This is a genomic window from Flavobacterium glucosi (assembly GCF_048286535.1).
GTDB lineage: Bacteria > Bacteroidota > Bacteroidia > Flavobacteriales > Flavobacteriaceae > Flavobacterium.
Genome location: NZ_JBLVPK010000001.1, coordinates 370,048 through 392,958 on the forward strand (window position 1 = coordinate 370,048; position 22,911 = coordinate 392,958).

The following is a 22,911-nucleotide window of genomic DNA, read 5'->3' on the forward strand; positions in this document are numbered from 1 at the left end:
GTTTTAGACATTTTGTAAAGGGAATTTTAGCGTCACTTTTGTCCCTTTCCCTAGTTTACTATCTAATTGAATGGTTCCTGAATTTTTTTCGGTAAATGTTTTAACAATGTATAGTCCTAAGCCGGTACCTGGGTATCCACTGGTATTACTTGCTCTAAAAAAAGTATTAAAAAGTTTTGATTGATCTTTCTCTGGGATTCCTATTCCAAAATCGATAATTTCAAGTACAATCGTATTTTCTTCGGTAAAGAGGTTAAAAATAATGTTTCCCAATCCTTCGGAATATTTTATGGCATTATTTAGTATGTTGAAGAGCGAGTGTTCCATTAGTTTTTTATCTGCAAAAACCGTAAAAGAATCTTTTTCAAAGTAAGTTTGTATTTTTAGGTTATTATTTTGATTGCTATGGCTGTTTTCAATTATAGCAATACACAGTTCTTTTAAATCGAATTTTACGGGCTTAAAATCTGTTTTTCCAGAATCTTCTTTTGAAATTGTCAGAACCGCATTCATTAATTCGACTATTCTGTCAATTTCTTCAGTAATAATAGTAACGCGTTTTTGTAATCGATCTCCATTTACTAAGTTCTGATTTTCTAGATACATAGAAATCAATTCAGCACTGGTTCTTATAGTAGTCATAGGAGTTCTAAATTCATGTGAAATAGTTGAAACTAAATTGGTGCGTAATTCATTTAATTCTCGTTCGCGAGTTAAAGTGTTAATGATTATTTCTTCAGCTTCTTTTTGTTGTGTTATATCTCGGCTGCTTGATTGAAAACCAATTGTAACACCGTTATCAGTTATAATGCTAACTTTTATTTCAAGCCATTTATAATCTCCTTTTTTTGTTAAAAATCTACATTGTACAGATTCGTCATTTTTCTTTTCAATGAAATTATAAAATTTTCCCTGCAGTTCTTTTAAATTTTCTGGATGTACATAATCTAAAGGCGATTTACCTATTAATTCTTCAGGGGTATAGCCCGAAAGCTTTTTTATGGAGGGTGAAATGTATTGAAAAGAAGTATTTGAATTGTGTAAACAAACTAAATCAACCGTATTATCAGCTAATAAACGATACATACTTTTAGCTTCGTTAAGCTGAATATTTTTGTTTTTATTGTTTTCATCGGATAATAATTTGTTTACCTCTTCGATTTTTTTTCTTTCAGTAATATTAATAATTTGGGGAATATAATGCTGAATTTCACCCATATTATTTCTTACCAATGAAACGGAAAAATGCACCCAAACTAATGATTTGTTTTTATGAATGTACCTTTTTTCTATATTGAAATTAGAAGTCTCTCCTAAAACTAATTTTTCTTTATTTGCTAGATCTTCGGGTATATCTTCAAAATAAGTGATTTCTTGACAGGTAAATGTTTTAAACTCTTCTTTAGAATATCCTAACATTTCACACAAGCGATCATTCACCTCGATCCAATAGCCATTAATATCTAGAATAGCCATTCCTACGGCAGAATGCTGGAAAGCTCCTTTAAATTGTTCTTCGCTTTGTTGTAATTCATCTTTCAGCTTCTTTTCTTTTGTAATATCTTGCATGGCGCCAATAATACGAATGGCAGTTCCATCTTCATTTCGAATGATTATAACTTTGTCATTTATATAGGCATAAGTGCCATCGAATTTTAGATAACGGTATTCAAATGACCATTTGTTAGTGTCACTAATTAAGGCTTCTGTCAGCGATTTGAGGTAGGAAACTTTGTCTTCTGAATGAATAAAGTTTTGGTATTCTTGTCTTTTTATAATACTGTTGTCAAACTTATGTCCAAAAAGATCACAATAACTCCCCCCAACATAAATTTTATCTGTAATTATATTCCAATCCCAAAGTGCGTCTGAGGTAGCTTCACCAGAATAAATAAATCGTTCATTACTTATTTTTAGTGCATCCTCCGCATTTTTTAATGCTGTAATATCATTGAAGGAGCAAATAACATACAGTAATTCATCGTAATCTCCGAATACAGGTATGGCATCAACTAACAACCAAACTAAATCATTGTTCATCGGGCGATGAACACCCATCATGATATTATTTATTGGTTTCAAATTTTTTATTGCCTGAGAAACGGGGTATTCATCTGCTGTAAAAGTGGAGCCATCAAGATGAATCACTTTCCAATGATCATCATACGAAGCTCTTCCCAGCAATTGATCTTCTGTAAGACCAAGCATTTCGTATGCGGCTTTGTTGTTTTCTAATATTTCAGATTGGGGACCTTGTACCAAAATACCAACGGCTACATTCTGAATTATACTTTTGATAAGTTGTCTGCTTTTGAGAATCTGTTCCTGAATTCTCTTGCTTTCAGTAATATCAACGCCAAATCCTACCATCATTTCAAAGGCTCCATCGTCCTTAAAAACAGGAGTTAATTTTCGAGTGTGATAGGTTTTTTGACCATCGAGACGTTCGATGGTGTCCTCCCATTCAATTAAACTCTTAGCTTCTAAGGCTTGTAAAAACTTGATGCGCCTCATTTTTGCAAAAGTATCATCTCTGCCGGTATGTTTTGCGTATTCAAAATCATTTTTCCCTAAAATGAATTTTCTTAATTCATTATTTTTAATGGCTGCTGGATTCAAATAGGTGTATCTATAGTCACTATCAAAAACAGCAACATCTGTAGGAAGTCTGTCTAATATTTTTTCATAAAATTCCTTTTGTATTACAATTTTTTGAAGTGCTTCAATATATTCGGATATGTCTCTACAATTTCCTCTATAAATTTTCTCCCCCTCTTTTATAGATAAAATTATACTAGTTGCATGCCATACATAGTGTCCATCTTTGTGTAAAATTCTATAGGTGATTTCGTTTAATATTTGTGTTGAATCAATTGTATTGAAAAAAGTATTAACCATTTCTACATCATCAGGATGCATCAGCAGAAAGCTTTTTTTGCCAATTATCTCGTGAGGTTGATGTCCTAAATGAGTGGTCCAGTTTGTAGAAACATAAGTTAATATTCCTTCGGAATTAAGTTCGAATAAAATCTCCTTAGAATTATCGATAAAGGATTGAAATTGAGTTTCTTTGGCATTAATTTTATTTTTTAAGATATAATTTTGTTGCCATAATTTAATTATAACTTCAATTTGTGAAACAGAAAATTCCAATGTTTTTAATTCTGTCCTGGATAGTTCTCTTGGAGTTGAATCCATGATGCAGAGCATTCCTATACAATCCTTATTAATTGATATGGGAAATCCGGCTAAAAAAGACAAATCATTTAATAGAGTATTTTTAGCTGTTTTATGAACTGGATCTTTATTTATATCTTGAAAGATAGAAATTGTATTTTTTTTAATTATCTCTTCATTGTAATGGTGCAAACCTTCAGGAATAGTAAATGAATAATCTAAGCCTATTTTAGCAATAAAAGAGGGTGTGTTAGTATTAGTCAGTGTGATAGCAGCAAAAGGGACTTTACACAGTTCTGCTATAAACGATAGGATAGTACTGAATTCTTGATGCAAATTTTTATTGTTAAACAAAATAGATTAGATTTTATATTTAGAATTAATGAAGCTGATTTTCATACAATAACTACTTATTATACAATAAATTGAATGCTTAATTACATTCAGAAATGCAAAATAACGCTTATTTTATTGCAAATAAAAATGGATCAAATATTAATTAAAAATTTAAGAAAATGGAGCATAATTTGTAGTTAATTTTAGAGCATATTAAATTCGTAATTTTAAAATAGCTAGTTTGAGTTATTGTTTTTTATTATTATGTTTTAATGAATAATTTGTCTAGTTAAACTTTGTAACTTTGGACTTCTAAAATAAATAAATTGATTTCAAAAGCCACTATAGATACTGTTTTCGAAACTGCTCGAGTCGAGGAGGTTATTGGTGATTTCGTAAACTTGAAACGTGCAGGAAGTAATTTCAAAGGGCTGAGTCCGTTTTCTGAAGAACGTTCTCCATCGTTCATGGTTTCTCCTGCCAAAGGAATTTGGAAAGATTTTAGTTCTGGAAAAGGCGGTAATTCTGTGGCTTTCTTGATGGAACATTCCCATTTTACATACCCGGAAGCCATTCGGTACTTAGCCAAAAAATACAATATTGAAATTGAAGAAACAGAGCAAACAGACCAAGAGAAAGCCATCACGGATGTTCGGGAAAGTATGTATTTGGTTTCGGAATTTGCAAAAACCTATTTTCATAATTCACTTTTGAACTCTGAAGAAGGCAAAGCAATTGGATACTCTTATTTTAAAGAAAGAGGATTTACGAATGAGACTATTAAGAAATTTAGTTTAGGATATTCGCCTGAAAGTTGGGATGCTTTTACGAAAGAAGCTTTAGGTAAAGGATATAAATTAGAGTTCTTAGAAAGTACAGGACTGACAATTCCTAGAGATGACAGGCCGTTTGACAGGTTCAAAGGCCGTGTAATGTTTCCTATAGAAAGCATGTCAGGAAGAGTGCTGGGTTTTGGAGGTCGTATTCTTACCAATGACAAAAAAGCGGCAAAATACCTGAATTCCCCTGAAAGTGAAATTTACCACAAGAGCAAAGTGTTATATGGTATTTTTCAGGCCAAACAATCCATCGCAAAATTAAATAATTGTTATTTAGTTGAAGGATATACAGATGTAATTCAGTTCAATCAATCTGGAATTGAAAATGTTGTTGCTTCCTCAGGAACGGCGCTGACACCTGACCAAATTCGTTTAGTAAATAGATTGACAAAGAATATAACGGTACTTTTTGACGGAGATGCTGCCGGTTTGCGCGCTTCTGTTAGAGGAATCGATTTGATTCTTGAAGAAGGGATGAATGTGAAAGTATGTACTTTTCCTGACGGAGAAGATCCGGATAGTTTTGCAAAGAAAACGTCTTACGATGACTTAGTTTTATACCTCGAAAATAACGCTAAAGATTTCATTCAGTTCAAAGCCTCGCTTTTGATGAATGAAGCCAAGAATGATCCCATAAAAAAAGCAGATCTGATTCGGGATATGGTAGTCAGTATTTCGAAAATTCCGGATAGAATTCAACGTGAAATTTATATTCAGGAATGTTCCCGCATTATGGATATTTCAGAGCAAGTGCTTGTGAGTACCTTAGCGCAATTAGTACAAAAAGATGTTGTTGAAGTTGGGAAAAAGCAAAAACAAGAGCAAAAAGCTTTTGAAGTTGTAAAAAATGAAAATCCTGTTGATGCAGAAAAAGTAGACATCTTATATCGTTTGGAAAGAAAAATTATTGAGATTCTATTGTTGTATGGTAACAAGAATGAAGAATTCGAAGATACATTTTTGAAAACAAATACTGAAGGTGAAATTGAAACTGTAGTTGAAAAAAGAGAATATAAAGTATATCAAAGAATCTATTTGAGTTTGCAAGAAGATGAAGTTGAGCTAGCAAATCCACTGTTTCGTGATATATTCAATAACTTGATTAGCTATTACCACCAGAATGAGACTTTCAGTTTAGAGCAATATCTAATGCATTTACAAGTTGAATTTGCACAAGAAGTTACTGATATTTTGATGGAAGATGAAAGAGTTGTTTTGCACAATTGGGAAGGTCAAAATATTTTTCCAAAATCTAAAAACGATACAATAAGTCAAGATGTATCCGAAACGATTCTTACTTTAAGATGGTATTTGGTTGGTAAAATAATCGAAGAATTAAAAAGCTCTCTATCATCTGAAGCTAATTCAGATAATACAGAGCCTTTGTCTATGGTTATGGATTATAATGTACTAATCCATTCTTTTTCAAAAAAATTAGGGAGAGTTATGTCGCGGTATTAAACGATCTCTAAAGTTTTTGCTTTGTTTACCAAGTCCACTAAATTAGTAACATTTAGTTTTGTAAGTAATCGTAATTTGTACGTACTAATTGTTTTTTCGTTTAGTTTTAGAATATCAGCTATTTCGTGATTTTTCTTCCCGTCACTTAGATAGCGTAAAACTTCTACTTCACGATTAGAAAGCTTACGATATAAGCGTTCGCTCTTACTTTGTTTTGCAATTAATGCTAGATTTTTCTTTACGGTTTCATTCATAATTATCTTTCCTTGATGGACCTTGATAATTGAAATTCCTAAAGTTTCTAGTTTTTCTTTTTTGTGAATGAATCCTGAAACTCCTGCTTTAATAGCATTAGGAGCGTAAATTTGTTCTGAAAGACCACTGAAGATAATAATTTTAGTTTTTGGAAAATTTTTCAAGACTGCTTTAACCTCAAAAATACTGGAAAGACCTTCCAGCTCCAAATCTAAAACTAAGACATCAATCTCTTTAGTTAAAAGTATATCCCGTACCATCAAAAAATTACCTACATTGGCAACTATTGATATGTCTGCATTATCTTTAAAGTAAGATTTTACTCCAAAATGCACAACAGGATAATTATCGGCTATACATACTTTGATCATGATTTTAAATTTTTAGAATTATTTGTAATTGGAGATGTAAAATTAATAAATAATTTCTGTAATTAATTGTAAATCAATATAAAATATGACTTCTTTATTCTTTTGGGATAAAACAAACAGGAATTGCTGTCATTTTATGTTGATTGATCCTATTTAATCGCTTATAAATTTCAAAAACAACCTTTTCTCTTCCTGAAAAAGCATCTGAAGGTTGTCCAGCTTCATCTTGGGTCATTGCCCATTCCAGTTCGTCATAACTGGCACCTAGTTGATCTTCATCTGTTCTTTCATCGCCAAATAATCCATCGGTAGGCGATGCATTTAAAATAGAGTCCGGTACTTTCAAATAGCCTCCTAAAAGAAAGACTTCAGACTTCATTAAATTAGCAATAGGACTCAAATCTACTCCGCCATCACCATATTTTGTATAGAAACCCACTCCAAAATCCTCTACTTTATTTCCGGTTCCTGCGACTAATAAACAATGAATTCCGGCAAAGTAGTACAACGTTGTCATTCTTAATCGTGCTCGAGTATTGGCAAGTGATAAGTGAAGTCTAGCTGTATCTGAAACATCTGGTACGGCTGTCTTGAAAGTTTCAAAAAGAGAGGTCAAATCAGCTTCAATACTGGAGACATTAGGAAATCTTTTTTTTAATTGTTCAATATGCTCGCGTCCACGAGTTACATGACTTTGTGCTTGATGGATGGGCATTTCAACACATAAAACTTTTAATCCTGTTTGTGCACATAATGTAGAGGTAACTGCCGAATCGACTCCTCCGGAAATCCCAATTACAAAACCATTTACTTTTGCATTTTCAGCGTATGTTTTTAACCAATTTACGATGTGGGTATTTACTTTTTCAACTTGTAATGTGCTTTTTTTAGTCATAATAGTTTACGTTTTAAAAATCAGGAATGTATATTTGCAAAATCAATTTGTTGCGCGTTGGTTTCCTTAGATTCTTTGGAAACAAATTTAATTAATATATATGAAAAATTATCTGTTTCTTGTAGTCTTTTGTCTCTTTATTTTATCTTGTGATAAGAAAAACAAAGTAGAAAGTGCTGTTACAGCAATTCCTTTAGAAGTAAAAGTGGAACGCTTTGATAAAATATTTTTTGAAACACCACCACAAGATTTAGAAAAAGTAAAAAAACAGTTTCCTTTTTTTTTTCCTCCAGGAAACGATAATAGTGTTTGGTTGAGTAAAATGCAAGATCCGTTATGGAGAGAATTGTATACAGAAGTTCAAAAAAAATATAGTGATTTTGAGCCAGTGAAAGTAGAGTTAGAAACACTTTTTAAACACATCAAATATTATTTTCCTAAGACAAAAATACCAAAAATAATCACTGTAATCTCTGAAATGGATTATAAAAATAAGACTATTTATGCGGATAGTTTGGTTGTTATTTCACTTGAATTGTATTTAGGTAAGGATCATAAGTTTTATCAGTTTCCAAATTATTTAAAACAAAACTTTGAGCCAAGACAAATTGCCCCGGATGTAGTTTCGAGTTTTTCAGCACGTAAAATTCCGCCGGTTTTAGATAAAGATTTGTTAAGCCAGATGATTTATTCTGGAAAGCAATTGTATTTAAAAGACTTACTTTTGCCGGATTATACCGATGCTGAAAAAATGGGATATACTCCAGAACAGATAACATGGTGCCAAGAAAATGAAAGTTACATGTGGCGTTATTTTATTGAAAAAGAAATGCTTTACAGTAATGATCAAAAATTAATTTCCCGGTTTATAAATCCGGCACCCTTTTCTAAATTTTATTTGGAAATTGATAATGAATCACCAGGGCAGGTTGGTGCTTGGATAGGCTGGCAAATGGTACGTTCTTATATGAACAATAATGAAGTGCCTTTGGTAGATTTATTAAAAACCAATGCAAAAGAAATATTTATGAAATCAAAATACAAACCCAAAAAGTAATGTCGAATAAAAATACATCAGAAATTAAGTTTCTAATTGAATTAGATGAAAACCGTGTTCCGGAAAAATTAATGTGGTCTGCTAAAGACGGTGGAGTTGAACAAGAAGAGGCGAAAGCAATTATGTTGTCTATCTGGGACAGCAAGACAAAAGAAAGTATGCGAATTGATTTGTGGACAAAAGACATGCCGGTTGATGAAATGAAAATTTTCTTTCATCAAACTTTGGTTGCTATGTCCGAAACCTTTAAACGTGCTACTGATGACGAGAAAATGGCAGATACTATGAAAGATTTCTGCGATTATTTTGCTGAGAAACTGGAATTAACTAAATAAAGGTTTTTTTTCAAAAAAAAACCCAAAACTATATATTTAAAGTTTTGGGTTTTTTTGCTTTTAAAAAGTGGCGAAGAGTATTTTCTAAAACTGACTGTTGTTTTTGAAAACTTCTTGATTCACGTCGTCAATATAGGAAAGTAATTCTTCTTTTCCGGTAGATTCAGTTGCTGACGTAACAAAATAATGTGGCATTTCGGCCCAATTGTTAGCAAACATTTTCTTCTTGTATGCAGCAATATGAGAATCGATTTTTACTTTACTGATTTTATCTGCTTTGGTGAAAACGATACAAAAAGGAATCTCACTTTCGCCCATGTAGGACATGAATTCGATATCTATGGTCTGTGCTTCATGACGAATATCAATCAGAACAAATGCACAAACTAATTGTTCTCTGGTTTCAAAATAATCAGTGATAAATTCCTGAAAAATAGATTTCGTTTTTTTAGAAACTTTGGCATAACCGTAACCGGGTAAATCTACTAAGAACCAGTTGCTGTTAATCAAAAAATGATTAATTAATTGTGTTTTTCCGGGTCTACCGGACGTTTTAGCTAATTTTTTATGATTTGTCAGCATGTTGATCAAAGAGGATTTCCCTACATTTGATCGACCTATAAAAGCATATTCCGGCAAAAAGTCTTTTGGACATTTGGTTACGTCGGAGTTGCTGATAACAAATTCTGCAGTATTAATTTTCATTTCTTTTAGGTATAAGATTCTCCTTCTAGGATTAGTGCACTGATAAATGCGTATGTGTTAACCAGTCTTCTAACAAACGATTAAATTCATCAGGATGCTCCATCATGGCAGCATGACCACATTTATCAATCCAGTATAAAGTAGAATTAGGTAATAATTTATTGAATTCTTCTGCAACATCCGGCGGTGTAACTTTGTCATTTTTTCCCCAAATTATACAGGTTTGAACATGCATTTTTGGTAAATCTTTGGCCATATTATGACGAATAGCACTTTTAGCAATCGTCAGTGTTTTGATTAGTTTTATTCTGTCGTTTACAGATTCGTACACTTCATCGATAAGTTCTTTGGTCGCTACTTTCGGATCATAAAATACATCTTCAGCTTTTTTCTTGATGTATTCATAATCACCTCTTTTTGGATAACTATCACCCATCGCACTTTCATAAAGTCCAGAACTTCCAGTTATTACAAGTCCGGCTACTTTTTCAGGATACATTTTAGTATGGTACAAAGCAATATGACCTCCTAATGAATTTCCTAATAAAATTACTCTGTCTAATCCTTTGAATGTGATAAAATCTTTGACATATTTTGCAAAACTCTTCACATTCGTTTTTAAAATGTTTTGAGTGTATATAGGTAAATCTGGAATGATTATTTTATATCCTTTTGTAGAAAAGTAACTTGCAACAGCATCAAAGTTGCTAAGTCCTCCCATAAGTCCATGTAAGATGACAATTGGAGTTCCTTCGCCAGCTTCGTAATAGCTGTATCTACCTTCTTTTTTATAGTGTTTTTCCATTTTTTTTGAATGCGGATTTTCAATTTTGACAAATATAGGATTTAATAAATAAAAACGAATTTTTCCAACAATTTTTAATTGTAAAATTATATGTGTTGCTATAAAAATAGCCCTTTTTTTTGGGGTATACCGCCTCCGAATTTTAATTATTTCGAACTCGTTTAACATACTTTTAAATTAAAATTTCATTGTATTTAGCCTGCTTTTTTTTATAACATTACCTTTCTTACAAATAAAATAAAAGAGCGCTAACGTTCTGACTGTCCAAAAATTAAGGGTTTTTGTTCCAAAGTGGTTAAACTTATCAACAAAGTGGTAGATAGTGGTAAATAGTGGTAATATTTTTTATATTTTTGCTCAACATCATTTAATATTTTTTACTTGGAAACAATTATTGGAACATATGAATGTAAAGTCGATGCCAAAGGAAGGTTGCTGTTGCCGGCGCCTTTAAAAAAGCAATTGACTCCTTCACTTCAAAACGGTTTTGTTTTGAAGCGTTCCGTGTTTCAGCCTTGTTTGGAGTTGTATCCTATGAAAGAATGGGATTTAATGATGCAAAAAATTAATAAACTGAATCGATTTGTAAAGAAAAACAATGACTTTATCCGCAGGTTTACCGCAGGAGTAAAAGTGGTTGAGATAGATGCTTTAGGTCGGTTATTAGTACCTAAAGATTTAGTGATGTTTGCGAGTATCGCTAAGGAGGTTGTGTTTTCATCGGCAGTGAATATTGTTGAGATTTGGGATAAAGAGTTGTACGAAAAATCAATAAACGGTGAAGATGTTGATTTTGCGGATTTGGCAGAAGAAGTAATGGGAAATATAAATGACGACAACAATGGAATATCATAATCCGGTTTTGCTTCAGGCATCAGTAGATGGTTTAAATATTAAGCCAGACGGCATTTATGTAGATGTAACTTTTGGTGGCGGAGGCCATTCAAAAGAAATTTTGAAAAGACTGGGACCAGACGGTAAATTATTTGCTTTTGATCAAGATGAAGACGCTTTGGCGAATGCTTTGTCTGACGAAAGATTTACGCTTATCAATGAAAATTTCCGTTTTATAAAACGATTTATGCGTTTTTACGGAGTGAAAAGTGTTGACGGAATCTTAGCGGATTTAGGCGTTTCGTCGCATCAATTTGATGTTCCGGAAAGAGGTTTCTCTACTCGCTTTGATGCGGGTTTAGATATGAGAATGAGTCAAAAAAATGATTTAAATGCGTATCGTGTTGTCAATGAATATGATGAAGCGAATTTGAAAAGAGTGTTTTTGGATTATGGTGAATTGAAAAATGCTTCGGTTTTGGCAAGAACAATTATAGAAGCGAGAGAGGAGCAACCAATCAAAACAACAGATGAATTGAAAGCTGTTTTGGCGAAATATTTACCGGAAAGAATTAGAAATAAAATATTGGCTCAAATCTATCAAGCTATCCGAATTGAAGTGAATCAGGAAATGGATGTTCTGAAAGAATTCTTAGAGCAATCCTTGGAAATTTTAAATCCAGGCGGCAGATTAAGCGTGATTTCATACCATTCTTTGGAAGATAGATTGGTGAAAAGATTCATGAAAAATGGAATGTTTGAAGGGGAACCAGAACGTGACTTTTTTGGTAATTTTTCGGTCCCATTTAAAACTATCGGGAAATTAATTGTTCCGGATAACGCGGAGATAAAAGAAAATAATAGAGCAAGAAGTGCCAAATTAAGAATAGCTGAAAAGAGATAATTAGTTATGAAAAACGGAGTTTACAGTCTATTAAAAGCTAGATTTCTTATCGATGATGATGCGGTTAAAAACTGGCGATTCATTGTTTTTGTAATTATTTTGGCGATTGTCATGATTGCCAATACACAACGATTTGAACAAAAAGTATTTCAGATTGCCGAGTTGACCAATAAAGTTAAAGAGTTGCGTTCTGAATTTGTGGACAGACGCTCAGAACTAATGAAATTAAAAATGGAATCGACTGTTTCTGAAAAAATGATAGAAAAAGAAATTTTCCCGTCAACAGTACCTCCAATAAAAATAAAGGTTAAAAAAGAAGAAGAAAAAAGCTTTTTCAAAAAAATATGGCAGTAGAAGATAAATACATATCGTACCGAATTTATCTGGTTGCATTCGCTATCTTATTGATGGCTATTGCCATTGCTGTAAAGTTGACAAATATTCAGTGGGTCGAAGGGGATTATTATAGAAAATTAGCCAAGGAAAGAACGGTTAAGAATTTTGTGATTCCAGCTAATAAAGGAAATATTTATTCCGCCGATGGGAGTCTTTTAGCGACTTCTATTCCTAATTATGAAATTAGATTTGATGCTGTTGCTCCAAAAGCAGAAGCATTCGAAAAAAATGTGAAGTCATTGTCAGATTCATTGGCATCAGTTTTGGGAAAGACATCTAATTATTATGAAAACGAATTACGAAAAGCAAGAGCAAATAAGAACAGGTATTATTTAATTGCTCGCAAGTTGAGTTACACGCAATATTTTAAAATTAAAGGTTTTCCGTTGTTTAATTTAGGCGCTTACAAAGGTGGAATTATAATTGAACAGGAAACCGTAAGAGAACATCCAATAGGTAAAATTGCCGAGAGAACTGTTGGTTACGAACGAACTTCGCATGGTGCATCAGTGGATGGAAAAGGAATTGAATGGGCGTTTAGAAAATACTTGAACGGTAAAGACGGTAAGATTTTAAAGCAAAAAATAGCAAAAGGGCAGTGGAAACCCATTCGTGATATCAATGAAGTAGATCCTCAGGACGGGTATGATGTGATATCTACAATCGATGTTTATGTTCAAGATATCGCACATCATGCATTATTGAAACAGTTGGAATTATATGAGGCGGATCATGGTTGTGTGGTGGTTATGGAAACGAAAACGGGTCATGTAAAAGCAATTTCTAATTTAGGAAGAGCGAATGATGGAACCTATTATGAAACCACAAATTATGCAGTTGCTGAATCACACGAGCCGGGATCTACGTATAAATTAGCGGATTTAATGGCACTTCTGGAAGATAAAAAGGCAGATACCAGCACTGTTTACGACAGTAAAGGTGGAGTTGTTGTTTATTCAGGAAAAAAAGTAAACGATTCCCACAAAGGAGGCTATGGAAAAATTTCTTTGGCGCGGGGTTTTGAACTTTCGTCTAATACGGTTCTGGTTCAGGCAGTTTATAATGCGTATAAAGATGAACCTTCAAAATTTGTAAATCATCTCAATAATTTTGGATTAAACAAACCTTTGGGACTTTCGATAAAAGGGGAAGGAAGGCCATATATTCCACAGCCAAGTGATAAAAATTGGTCAAACATATCACTTCCGTGGATGGCTTTTGGATATGGAGTTTCTATTACGCCAATGCAAACTTTAGCTTTTTATAATGCGGTTGCAAATGATGGTGAAATGGTAAAGCCTCAATTTGTTTCTGAAATTAAAGAATGGAATAGAACCATCAAAAAGTACGAGAAAGAAGTTTTGAATCCAAGGATTTGCTCTCCAGAAACGATTTTAAAATTAAAAGCAGTTCTGGCAAATGTTGTAAAAAAGGGAACAGGTTCAAAACTCTATTCGAAAGATTTTTCTATGGCGGGGAAAACAGGTACAGCTCAAGTTAATTATGGAAAAAGTGGTAGGTCTGGAATGTATTATGCTTCTTCATTTGTAGGGTATTTTCCGGCTGAGAAGCCCATGTATTCTTGCATAGTTGTGGTGCATAGACCTAATACAGCGCTTAATAATTTTTACGGTGCAGACGTGGCAGGTCCTGTTTTTAAAAGGATTGCGCAAAAGATTTTCACCGACGCACCTTCAACAAATGAAATTAAAAACCTAAATAGAAAGATTGCAAAACAGGAGAGTAATTATGATTCTTATTTTGTTAAATCAGAAAAGAAGTTGCAATTAATTCCAAATGTGAAAGGAATGTCCGGAATGGATGCTGTAGCTTTATTAGAAAATTTAGGTATAAAAGTAAAAGCGGTTGGGGTTGGAAAAGTAAAAAAACAATCACTTCAGGCAGGACAAAACATAGTTAGAAACACAACAATTTTATTAGAATTATCGTGAAAATCTTAAAAGACATATTGTATAAAGTAGCTATCGAAGCCGTAAAAGGGTCGACGGAAATTGCTATAAACAAAATGGATTTCGATTCTAGAAAAATCGGGTCCAATGATGTTTTTATTGCTATTCGTGGCTCCATTTCTAATGGTCATGATTTTATAGAAAAAGCAATTGAGCTAGGAGCTGTAGCGGTTATATGCGATACGTTTCCGGAGAATATTGTTAAAGGAATTACGTATGTTCAGGTAAAAGATACGAATTCAGCCCTCGCATTTATGGCTGCAAATTATTTTGGAGATCCGTCTCAAAACTTGAAATTGGTTGGAATAACAGGAACAAACGGTAAAACGACCATTGCTTCTTTGTTGTACCAATTATTTAAAAAAGCAGGATTTAAAGTTGGATTACTTTCTACAGTAAAAATTTTAGTTGACGATATTGAATACAAAGCAACTCATACCACTCCAGATTCGATTACGATAAATCACTATTTGAATGAAATGGTCGAAAGCGGTGTAGAATACTGTTTTATGGAAGTGAGTTCACATGGAATTCATCAAAAAAGAACCGAAGCATTGCATTTTGTTGGCGGTATTTTTACCAATTTGTCTCACGATCATTTGGATTACCATCCAACATTTGCAGAATATAGAGATGTAAAAAAATCGTTTTTCGATAATTTACCTAAAACAGCCTTTGCATTGTCCAACATTGATGATAAAAATGGGCCTGTGATGTTGCAGAACACTGCGGCTAAAAAATTGACTTATGCTTTAAAATCGTATGCCGATTATAAAGCGCAAATCCTTGAAAATCAATTGTCAGGTTTGTTGTTGAAAATCAACGGAAATGAAGTTTGGGTGAAGCTGATAGGAACATTTAATGCTTATAATTTATTGGCTATTTATGGAACTGCGATTCAACTAGGAATGGAAAGTTTGGAAGTTCTTCGGTTACTGTCAGATTTAGAAAGTGTTTCGGGACGTTTTCAATTTATTGTGTCGGCTTCAAATATTACAGCGATTGTGGATTATGCGCATACGCCAGATGCATTAGAAAATGTGCTAAAAACAATCAATGACATTCGTACAAAAAACGAACAATTAATTACGGTTGTGGGCTGTGGAGGAAACAGAGATAAAACCAAGCGACCAATTATGGCTGGTATTGCATCTGTTTTGAGTGATAAAGCAATTTTCACTTCGGATAATCCAAGAAACGAAGACCCGGAAGCAATTATTGCAGAAATGGAGCTAGGTGTTGCTCCCCAGAATTATAAAAAGACATTGACTATAACCGATAGAAAACAAGCCATAAAAACGGCATGTCAACTGGCTCAGCCCAATGATATTATTTTAATTGCCGGAAAAGGGCATGAGACGTATCAGGAAATAAATGGTATCCGTCATGATTTTGACGATATGAAAATTGTTAAAGAAATATTAGACCAACTCCATAAATAGAAAAATATGCTGTATTACTTATTTGAATATTTAGACAAAATGTTAGATGTTCCTGGAACAGGTGTTTTTCAATACATCACTTTTAGATCTGCATTGGCGTTGATGCTTTCTTTGCTATTGTCTACCATTTATGGGAAAAGAATAATCCGTTTTCTGCAAAGACAGCAAGTGGGCGAAACCGTTCGTGAACTTGGTTTAGCAGGTCAAAACGAAAAAGCGGGTACGCCAACAATGGGAGGGTTAATTATCATATTTGCCACTCTGGTTCCGGTTGTGCTTTTTGCAAAACTGCATAACATTTACATCGTTTTGTTGATTGTAACCACACTTTGGATGGGAATAATTGGTTTTATAGATGATTATATTAAAATTTTTAAGAAAGATAAAGAAGGTTTAAAAGGAATATTCAAAGTTGTAGGACAAGTAGGATTGGGGTTAATAGTAGGAACTGTTCTTTATTTCAGTCCTGCGGTTACTGTACGTACGGATACCGGAAAATCGGATGTGTTTAAAGTGCCAACAGAAACGGTGATTTTGCCTGCGCCTGTCGAAGAAAAATCTACTGCTACGACAATTCCGTTCTTTAAAAATAATGAATTTGATTATGCTGAATTGCTTGCATGGACTGGCGATGGATATGAAAAATGGGCTTGGTTAATTTTTATTCCAGTGGTGATTTTCATTATAACGGCCGTTTCTAACGGTGCCAATTTAACGGATGGTATTGATGGACTTGCTGCAGGGACTTCTGCGGTTTCGGTTCTGGCGTTAGGAATCTTTACGTTCGTTTCTGGGAATATAATTTTTTCCAATTATTTGAATATTATGTATATCCCTAATTCGGGGGAAATGACGGTTTTTATTGCCGCATTTGTAGGATCATTGATTGGATTTCTTTGGTACAATTCGTATCCGGCATCTGTTTTTATGGGTGATACAGGAAGTTTGACTATTGGTGGAATTATTGCAGTTCTGGCAATTGCAGTTCGAAAAGAAATGTTGATTCCTTTGTTGTGCGGAATTTTTCTTGTCGAAAATTTATCTGTGGTTTTACAAGTTAGTTATTTCAAGTATACCAAGAAACGCTTTGGCGAAGGCCGAAGAATATTTCTAATGTCGCCTTTGCATCATCATTATCAGAAGAAAGGCTATCACGAAAGTAAGATAGTAACGCGATTCTGGATTGTTGCCATAATGCTGGCCATATTATCAATTGTTACTTTAAAATTAAGATAACATGAGGCTAGTAATCTTAGGCGGAGGAGAAAGTGGTGTAGGTACTGCTATTCTGGGCAAGAAAAAAGGATATGAGGTTTTTGTGTCTGATTTCGGAAAGATAAAAGGAAATTACAAAGAGGTTCTTATCATTAATGGAATAGCTTGGGAAGAGGAAAAGCATTCCGAAAATTTGATTATGAATGCCGATGTGGTGATGAAAAGCCCCGGAATTCCAGATAAATCGCCAATAGTAAAAAAGCTTGTTGAAAAAGGGATTACAGTATTATCTGAAATTGAGTTTGCAGCACCTTTTACAGATGCAACCATAATAGGGATTACCGGGAGTAATGGCAAGACGACTACGACAATGCTTACGCATCATTTACTAAAATCAGCAGGATTAAATGTTGGAATGGGAGGAAATATTGGAAAGAGTTTTGCTTGGCAAATTGCGGATAATAAATACGATTCGTATGTGCTGGAGTTGAGTAGTTTTCAATTGGACGGAATCTTAAATTTTAAGCCACATATTGCCATTATTACAAATATTAGCCCGGATCACTTAGATCGATACGATTACAAATATGAAAATTACATTGATTCAAAGTTTAGAATTACGATGAATCAAACCGAGGAAGATTACCTCATTTACGATGCCGATGATGAAGCCATTGCAGAATGGTTTAAAACACATACAACAAAAGCTAAATTAATTCCTTTTTCATTGACTAAAACGTTCAGCGAAGGAGCTTATATAAAAAACAACAAAATGGAAATTTCAATCAATCAAGAAGAGTTTACAATGGACACAGAATATATTGCCTTAGAAGGAAAACATAACATGAAAAACGCAATGGCAGCAACCTCTGTGGCAAAATTGATGCAGATTAGAAAATCTACAATACGGGAGAGTTTATCTAATTTTCAGGGAGTAGAACACCGTCTTGAAAAAGTATTGAAAATTCAAAATGTGCAATACATAAATGATTCAAAAGCAACCAATGTAAACGCTACTTTTTTTGCATTAGATAGCATGAATACGCCTACAGTCTGGATTGTGGGAGGTGTTGACAAAGGAAATGATTACAATGAATTGATGTCATTAGTTCGTGAAAAAGTTAAAGCTATTATTTGCCTTGGTGTAGACAATAAAAAAATTATTGATGTTTTTGGAAATGTTGTTGATATGATGATTGAAGTGGATAACATGAATGATGCTGTGAAAATGGCACAACGTTTATCAGAAAAAGGAGATACGGTTTTATTATCACCAGCTTGTGCCAGTTTCGATTTATTTGAAAGCTACGAAGACAGAGGTAAACAATTCAAACAAGCGGTTAAGAATCTATAAAGATGTTTAAGGTTTAAAGTTGAGCAACTTTAACTTTAAACACAAAAACTTTAAAAAAATGAAACAACTAGTCAGCAATTTAAAAGGAGATAAAGGGATTTGGTCATTCGTGGCCTTACTGGCCTTGTTTTCATTTATGCCTGTTTTTAGTGCTAGTAGTAATTTGGCTTATATTGGTCAAGGAAACGGAAATACATTAGGTTATTTAGTTAAACATATCGTGCATATTTGTATTGGTTTTACCATTATTTTTATGGTGCATAAAGTGCCTTACCATTATTTTAAGGCAATTTCTAAAGGAGCTTTGTATGTTGTTTGGCTATTATTGGCCTACACATTAATCAAAGGAACCGTTATCGCTGGTGCTAATGCCAGTCGATGGATTCAAGTGCCGTTTATAGGGGTTACGTTTCAAACGTCAACATTGGCAGCAATGGTGTTGTTTATTTTTGTAGCCCGTTATTTGTCTAAAACCAGAGAAGTTCCTATTTCTTTTAAATCCTCTATTTGGGAGCTTTGGTTGCCGGTATTTATTACATTAATATTTATTCTTCCGGCTAATTTCTCTACTACAGCATTAATTTTTTCTATGGTGCTGATGTTGGTTTTTATTGGAAAATATCCGTTGCGTTATATTGGGATTGTAGTAGGGTCAGGAATTGTGTTTCTGGCATTTTTTATTTTGATTGCTAAAGCTTTTCCGGATGCTTTTCCTAACCGTGTGGATACTTGGATCAGTCGTATTGATAATTTTACCAGTGATAAACCGGATGAAGATGATTATCAAATAGAGAAAGCTAAAATTGCCATCGCTTCGGGTAAAATATATGGACTCGGCCCTGGGAAAAGTGTTCAAAAGAACTTTTTACCTCAATCTTCTTCCGATTTTATTTTTGCCATAATCGTCGAAGAATATGGACTAATAGGAGGTTTAGGAGTATTGATGTTGTATTTATTATTGTTGTTTCGATTTGTAATAGCATCACATAAAGCCAATTCATTGTTCGGGAAATTAGTAGTTGTAGGATTGGGTTTTCCCATGATATTTCAGGCAATGGTTAATATGGCTGTTGCAGTTGAATTATTGCCAGTTACGGGACAAACATTGCCCTTGATCAGTAGTGGAGGAAGTTCCATCTGGATGACTTGTTTTGCACTTGGAATCATCATTAGCGTTACAAAAAAAGAAGAAGAAATTGCGCAGGAATTGAAAGATACTGCCAAAAGAGAAGAAGCGTTACAAAAATTAATTGACAGGGAATTAGAAGAAGAGGTTGTAGCTGAGAATTATTCGATAGAAGATAAAGCGAAGAATCCTATGCATGCGGTCTTGAACAAATAGGTCTTTTTTAGAAAATTAGAAATTAATAAAAATGAAACAGTATAAATTCATATTAAGTGGTGGCGGAACGGGAGGACATATCTATCCTGCAATTGCTATTGCAAATGAATTAAAAGCTCGTTTTCCTGATGCCGAATTTCTTTTTGTAGGTGCCAAAGACAAAATGGAAATGCAAAAAGTACCTCAGGCAGGTTACAATATTAAAGGACTTTGGATATCAGGTTTGCAGCGTAGACTGACATTTGATAATGCTCTTTTTCCAGTGAAGTTGCTTTCAAGCTTATTAAAATCACAAACAATAATCAAACAGTTCAAGCCGGATGTAGTTATTGGAACAGGTGGTTTTGCGAGTGGACCTTTATTACAAGTAGCCGCTATTGCAGGAATTCCAACAGTGATTCAAGAGCAAAATTCCTTTCCGGGAATTACCAATAAACTATTGAGTAAAAAAGCAAATAAAATTTGTGTTGCTTATGAAAATTTAGAGCGCTTTTTTCCAAAAGAGAAAATGATTTTGACTGGAAATCCAGTGCGACAGGATTTAATAGCTATCGAAAGTAAACGAGGAGAGGCTATTCAATATTTTAATTTAGATCCAAATAAAAAAACAGTATTGGTTCTTGGAGGCAGCCTTGGAGCAAGAAGAGTAAACCAATTAATCGAAAAAGAGTTAGCCAATATGCTTTCTCAAAATGTTCAGGTGATTTGGCAGTGCGGAAAGTTGTATTTAGAAGATTATGAAAAATACAATTCGGCTAATGTTCAGGTTGTCGCTTTTATTGAAAGGATGGATTTTGTGTATGCTGCTGCAGATATTGTTATTTCGCGCGCGGGTGCATCATCCGTTTCGGAATTGTGCATTGTGGGGAAACCCGTAATTTTTATTCCCTCCCCAAATGTTGCCGAAGACCATCAAACTAAAAACGCACAAGCGATAGTCGATAAAAAAGGCGCTTTAATGCTGAAAGAATCCGAGCTTGATTCACAATTCAGTCTTGTTTTTGAACTCTTACTAAAAGATCCGGGAAAACAAAGTCAGCTGAGTGAAAACATAAAAATATTGGCTATGCCAGAAGCAACAAAGAAAATTGTTGATGAAATAGTAAAGTTAATTAGATAGAAATAAAAAAAGATAATATACCAAAGACTCAAAATAAAATGAACTTAAATCAAATACATAACGTCTATTTTATCGGAATCGGAGGGATTGGGATGAGTAATTTGGCTCGGTATTTCAAGAATCTGGGCAAAAATGTCTCAGGTTATGATAAAACACCATCCGCTCTTACCAATGAATTAATAAAAAGTGGAATTCCAATTCACTTTGAAGACAGTATTGATGCGATTCCGAAAGATTTTTACATAGAAAATACCTTGGTCATTATTACACCGGCTGTTCCTAAGACGCATTCAGAGTGGAATTATTTCGTGGAGAGAGACTTTCAAGTAAAAAAAAGAGCAGAGGTTTTAGGAATAATCACCAAAGATACCTTTTGTTTTGCAGTTGCCGGAACACATGGGAAAACAACAACTTCAGGAATTTTGGGACATATTTTGCAAGAGAGCGGTGCTGATGTTACTGCTTTCATTGGTGGAATAGTAGAAAACTATAATTCGAATTTAATAGGAAGCGGAAAAACAGTAACTGTTGTTGAAGCCGATGAATTTGATCGATCATTCCTGCATTTGCATCCAAATATTGCCTGTATAACTTCTATGGATGCCGATCATTTGGATATTTATGGAACCAGTGAGGCAATAGAAGAATCTTTTCTTGAATTTGCTTCGAAAGTAGAAGATAAGAGTAATCTTTTTATAACAAAAGAACTATCGATAGAAGGCGTAACCTGTGGGGTAAACGAAGATGCGGTTTACAATGCTTTTAACGTTAGAATAAGAAATGGCAGCTATGTTTTTGATGTACAAACTCCTACAGAAGTCATCAAGGATTTGCATTTTGGTTTGCCGGGAAGACATAATTTAATGAATGCATTAATGGCTATCGCAATGGCAAAATTATTCGGCACCCCAACCGATGCCATTGCAAAGGCCATTGCATCATTTAAGGGAATAAAAAGAAGGTTTTCATACCAAATAAAAACAGAAAGTAAGGTTTATATTGATGATTATGCGCATCATCCAACAGAAATAAACGCAGTGCATCAGGCGGTTACTGAATTGTATCCAAACCAAAAAGTTTTGGCAGTTTTCCAACCCCATTTGTTTAGTAGAACGAGAGATTTTGCAGATGATTTTGCCAAAAGTTTATCGGCTTTTGATGATGTTATTTTATTGGATATTTATCCGGCCCGTGAATTGCCGATGGAAGGGATAAACTCACAGTGGCTGATGGATAAAATGACGAATAGTCATAGAAAAATTGTAAATAAAGGCGATTTGATTGCGTCAATTTTAGCAAGTGACGCATCGATTATTGTTACAATTGGAGCTGGAGATATTGGAGAATTAGTACCATCAATTAAAAAAGCAATAAATGAAACTCTTTAATTGGACAAATATTCGATTATTACTGATGTTTGTATTGGTGATTTTTCTGTTTTCATTTACGTCAAATCGTAATGCAAATAGAAAATTGACTAAATCTGTTGTTGTTTTTGTAGGAGATAACGCTCCTTTTGTAAGGCAAGAAACGGTTAATAAATTGTTAATAGAAAATAAAAGAGAGGCATCCAGCATTCAAAAAGTTAATTTAGATTTGAATAAGCTAGAAACAACTCTAAATGCACAAGAAATGATTGAAAAATCAGATGTATTTGTAAGTATTGATGGTGTGTTAAAAGCAGTGGTGAAACAAAAAACTCCTATTGCTAGAGTTTTTGACAATAATGGTTCTTTTTATATTGATTACGAAGGAGATAGAATGCCATTGTCAACTAATTTTACAGCGAGAGTTCCACTTGTTTCAGGGGGAATAAATAAAAAAAATAACGAAGATTTATCCGATTTATTTCGCTTAATCTATGACGATGCGTTTTTGAAAAAAAATATCATCGGAATTCAAATTATGCCTAATGGAAGCTTAAAAATGCTAAACAGAAATTTTGATTATCAAATTGATTTTGGTAGAATTATAAATGTCGAGCGTAAATTCAAGAATTATAAAGCTTTTTTTCAAAAAGCGGCTTTAGATAGTTCGTTGTATAAATATAAAAAAATTGACCTCCGATTTACGGAACAAGTAGTTTGCACTAAATAAT

19 protein-coding genes are annotated in these 22,911 nt (G+C 33.7%); 14 read left to right on the forward strand and 5 right to left on the reverse strand.

The features are described 5' to 3' along the window. Positions 1-3 precede the first annotated feature (3 nt). Positions 4-3,513: a PAS domain S-box protein gene (locus ACNQGD_RS01825; protein ID WP_417998108.1), complete on the reverse strand. Its 3,510-nt coding sequence runs from the start codon at positions 3,511-3,513 to the stop codon at positions 4-6. Between the two features lie 326 nt (positions 3,514-3,839). On the opposite strand from ACNQGD_RS01825, the gene dnaG reads away from it, so the two are divergent. After that, the gene (gene dnaG, locus ACNQGD_RS01830) at positions 3,840-5,813 is read left to right on the forward strand and encodes a DNA primase (protein ID WP_417998109.1); all 1,974 of its coding nucleotides are present in this window, start codon (positions 3,840-3,842) and stop codon (positions 5,811-5,813) included. On the opposite strand, the gene ACNQGD_RS01835 is transcribed toward dnaG, so the two are convergent. Together ACNQGD_RS01835 and nadE are read right to left on the reverse strand one after the other, a co-directional pair. Then, entirely contained in the window at positions 5,810-6,439 is a 630-nt protein-coding gene (locus ACNQGD_RS01835) for a LuxR C-terminal-related transcriptional regulator (RefSeq protein WP_417993917.1), read from the reverse strand. The two genes, dnaG and ACNQGD_RS01835, sit on opposite strands and share 4 nt — an antisense overlap. A gap of 94 nt (positions 6,440-6,533) precedes the next feature. Next, positions 6,534-7,334, reverse strand: a complete 801-nt coding sequence (gene nadE, locus ACNQGD_RS01840; protein ID WP_417998110.1) for an NAD(+) synthase — start codon at positions 7,332-7,334, stop codon at positions 6,534-6,536. Between the two features lie 100 nt (positions 7,335-7,434). Here nadE and gldB point away from each other — a divergent pair, with 100 nt between their 5' ends. Then, positions 7,435-8,391, forward strand: coding sequence for a gliding motility lipoprotein GldB (gene gldB / locus ACNQGD_RS01845; protein WP_417998111.1), 957 nt, complete (start codon positions 7,435-7,437; stop codon positions 8,389-8,391). Further along, complete coding sequence (gene gldC, locus ACNQGD_RS01850) at positions 8,391-8,726, forward strand: gliding motility protein GldC (protein WP_417996043.1); 336 nt, start codon at positions 8,391-8,393, stop codon at positions 8,724-8,726. Before gldB ends, gldC begins: the two co-directional genes overlap by 1 nt. Positions 8,727-8,810: 84 nt before the next feature. On the opposite strand, the gene yihA is transcribed toward gldC, so the two are convergent. Both yihA and ACNQGD_RS01860 read right to left on the reverse strand, forming a co-directional pair. Continuing rightward, positions 8,811-9,431, reverse strand: a complete 621-nt coding sequence (yihA, locus tag ACNQGD_RS01855; RefSeq protein ID WP_417996044.1) for a ribosome biogenesis GTP-binding protein YihA/YsxC — start codon at positions 9,429-9,431, stop codon at positions 8,811-8,813. 31 nt (positions 9,432-9,462) lie between these two features. Beyond that, on the reverse strand, positions 9,463-10,236 hold the full coding sequence (locus ACNQGD_RS01860; protein ID WP_099714437.1) for an alpha/beta fold hydrolase: 774 nt from the start codon (positions 10,234-10,236) through the stop codon (positions 9,463-9,465). 381 nt (positions 10,237-10,617) lie between these two features. Between ACNQGD_RS01860 and mraZ the strand changes: the two genes are divergently transcribed. The 11 genes from mraZ to ACNQGD_RS01915 are packed head-to-tail and all read left to right on the forward strand — an operon-like array spanning position 10,618 to position 22,910. Beyond that, a complete protein-coding gene (gene mraZ, locus ACNQGD_RS01865; protein ID WP_417993913.1) occupies positions 10,618-11,091 on the forward strand; it encodes a division/cell wall cluster transcriptional repressor MraZ in 474 nt (157 codons plus the stop codon). Further along, positions 11,066-11,974 (forward strand): 16S rRNA (cytosine(1402)-N(4))-methyltransferase RsmH, encoded by a 909-nt coding sequence (gene rsmH, locus ACNQGD_RS01870; protein ID WP_417998112.1) that lies wholly within the window; start codon positions 11,066-11,068, stop codon positions 11,972-11,974. Before mraZ ends, rsmH begins: the two co-directional genes overlap by 26 nt. A gap of 6 nt (positions 11,975-11,980) precedes the next feature. Continuing rightward, positions 11,981-12,328 carry an FtsL-like putative cell division protein gene (locus ACNQGD_RS01875; RefSeq protein ID WP_417993911.1) on the forward strand — a complete coding sequence of 116 codons (348 nt, stop codon included), beginning with the start codon at positions 11,981-11,983 and terminating at the stop codon, positions 12,326-12,328. After that, a complete protein-coding gene (locus ACNQGD_RS01880) occupies positions 12,319-14,322 on the forward strand; it encodes a penicillin-binding protein (protein WP_417998113.1) in 2,004 nt (667 codons plus the stop codon). The genes ACNQGD_RS01875 and ACNQGD_RS01880 overlap by 10 nt, the downstream gene beginning before the upstream one ends. Continuing rightward, positions 14,319-15,782 (forward strand): UDP-N-acetylmuramoyl-L-alanyl-D-glutamate--2,6-diaminopimelate ligase, encoded by a 1,464-nt coding sequence (locus tag ACNQGD_RS01885; protein WP_417998114.1) that lies wholly within the window; start codon positions 14,319-14,321, stop codon positions 15,780-15,782. The genes ACNQGD_RS01880 and ACNQGD_RS01885 overlap by 4 nt, the downstream gene beginning before the upstream one ends. A 6-nt stretch (positions 15,783-15,788) precedes the next feature. Beyond that, the gene (mraY, locus tag ACNQGD_RS01890) at positions 15,789-17,018 is read left to right on the forward strand and encodes a phospho-N-acetylmuramoyl-pentapeptide-transferase (protein WP_417998115.1); all 1,230 of its coding nucleotides are present in this window, start codon (positions 15,789-15,791) and stop codon (positions 17,016-17,018) included. A 1-nt stretch (position 17,019) separates the two neighbouring features. Then, the gene (gene murD, locus ACNQGD_RS01895; protein ID WP_417993907.1) at positions 17,020-18,351 is read left to right on the forward strand and encodes a UDP-N-acetylmuramoyl-L-alanine--D-glutamate ligase; all 1,332 of its coding nucleotides are present in this window, start codon (positions 17,020-17,022) and stop codon (positions 18,349-18,351) included. A 58-nt stretch (positions 18,352-18,409) separates the two neighbouring features. Continuing rightward, positions 18,410-19,693: an FtsW/RodA/SpoVE family cell cycle protein gene (locus tag ACNQGD_RS01900; protein ID WP_417998116.1), complete on the forward strand. Its 1,284-nt coding sequence runs from the start codon at positions 18,410-18,412 to the stop codon at positions 19,691-19,693. Between the two features lie 31 nt (positions 19,694-19,724). Then, the gene (gene murG / locus ACNQGD_RS01905; RefSeq protein WP_417998117.1) at positions 19,725-20,813 is read left to right on the forward strand and encodes an undecaprenyldiphospho-muramoylpentapeptide beta-N-acetylglucosaminyltransferase; all 1,089 of its coding nucleotides are present in this window, start codon (positions 19,725-19,727) and stop codon (positions 20,811-20,813) included. A 38-nt stretch (positions 20,814-20,851) separates the two neighbouring features. Then, complete coding sequence (gene murC / locus ACNQGD_RS01910) at positions 20,852-22,201, forward strand: UDP-N-acetylmuramate--L-alanine ligase (RefSeq protein ID WP_417998118.1); 1,350 nt, start codon at positions 20,852-20,854, stop codon at positions 22,199-22,201. Then, positions 22,188-22,910, forward strand: coding sequence for a cell division protein FtsQ/DivIB (locus tag ACNQGD_RS01915; RefSeq protein WP_417998119.1), 723 nt, complete (start codon positions 22,188-22,190; stop codon positions 22,908-22,910). Before murC ends, ACNQGD_RS01915 begins: the two co-directional genes overlap by 14 nt. The last annotated feature ends 1 nt before the right edge of the window (position 22,911 follow it).

Bases quoted from the DNA above. Each gene is read 5' to 3' on its own strand.
- ACNQGD_RS01835 (WP_417993917.1), bottom strand. From the start codon at position 6,439: ATGATCAAAGTATGTATAGCCGATAATTATCCTGTTGTGCATTTTGGA.
- nadE (WP_417998110.1), bottom strand. From the start codon at position 7,334: ATGACTAAAAAAAGCACATTACAAGTTGAAAAAGTAAATACCCACATC.
- gldB (WP_417998111.1), top strand. From the start codon at position 7,435: ATGAAAAATTATCTGTTTCTTGTAGTCTTTTGTCTCTTTATTTTATCT.
- gldC (WP_417996043.1), top strand. From the start codon at position 8,391: ATGTCGAATAAAAATACATCAGAAATTAAGTTTCTAATTGAATTAGAT.
- yihA (WP_417996044.1), bottom strand. From the start codon at position 9,431: ATGAAAATTAATACTGCAGAATTTGTTATCAGCAACTCCGACGTAACC.
- ACNQGD_RS01860 (WP_099714437.1), bottom strand. From the start codon at position 10,236: ATGGAAAAACACTATAAAAAAGAAGGTAGATACAGCTATTACGAAGCT.
- rsmH (WP_417998112.1), top strand. From the start codon at position 11,066: ATGACGACAACAATGGAATATCATAATCCGGTTTTGCTTCAGGCATCA.
- ACNQGD_RS01875 (WP_417993911.1), top strand. From the start codon at position 11,981: ATGAAAAACGGAGTTTACAGTCTATTAAAAGCTAGATTTCTTATCGAT.
- ACNQGD_RS01880 (WP_417998113.1), top strand. From the start codon at position 12,319: ATGGCAGTAGAAGATAAATACATATCGTACCGAATTTATCTGGTTGCA.
- mraY (WP_417998115.1), top strand. From the start codon at position 15,789: ATGCTGTATTACTTATTTGAATATTTAGACAAAATGTTAGATGTTCCT.
- murD (WP_417993907.1), top strand. From the start codon at position 17,020: ATGAGGCTAGTAATCTTAGGCGGAGGAGAAAGTGGTGTAGGTACTGCT.
- ACNQGD_RS01900 (WP_417998116.1), top strand. From the start codon at position 18,410: ATGAAACAACTAGTCAGCAATTTAAAAGGAGATAAAGGGATTTGGTCA.
- murG (WP_417998117.1), top strand. From the start codon at position 19,725: ATGAAACAGTATAAATTCATATTAAGTGGTGGCGGAACGGGAGGACAT.
- murC (WP_417998118.1), top strand. From the start codon at position 20,852: ATGAACTTAAATCAAATACATAACGTCTATTTTATCGGAATCGGAGGG.
- ACNQGD_RS01915 (WP_417998119.1), top strand. From the start codon at position 22,188: ATGAAACTCTTTAATTGGACAAATATTCGATTATTACTGATGTTTGTA.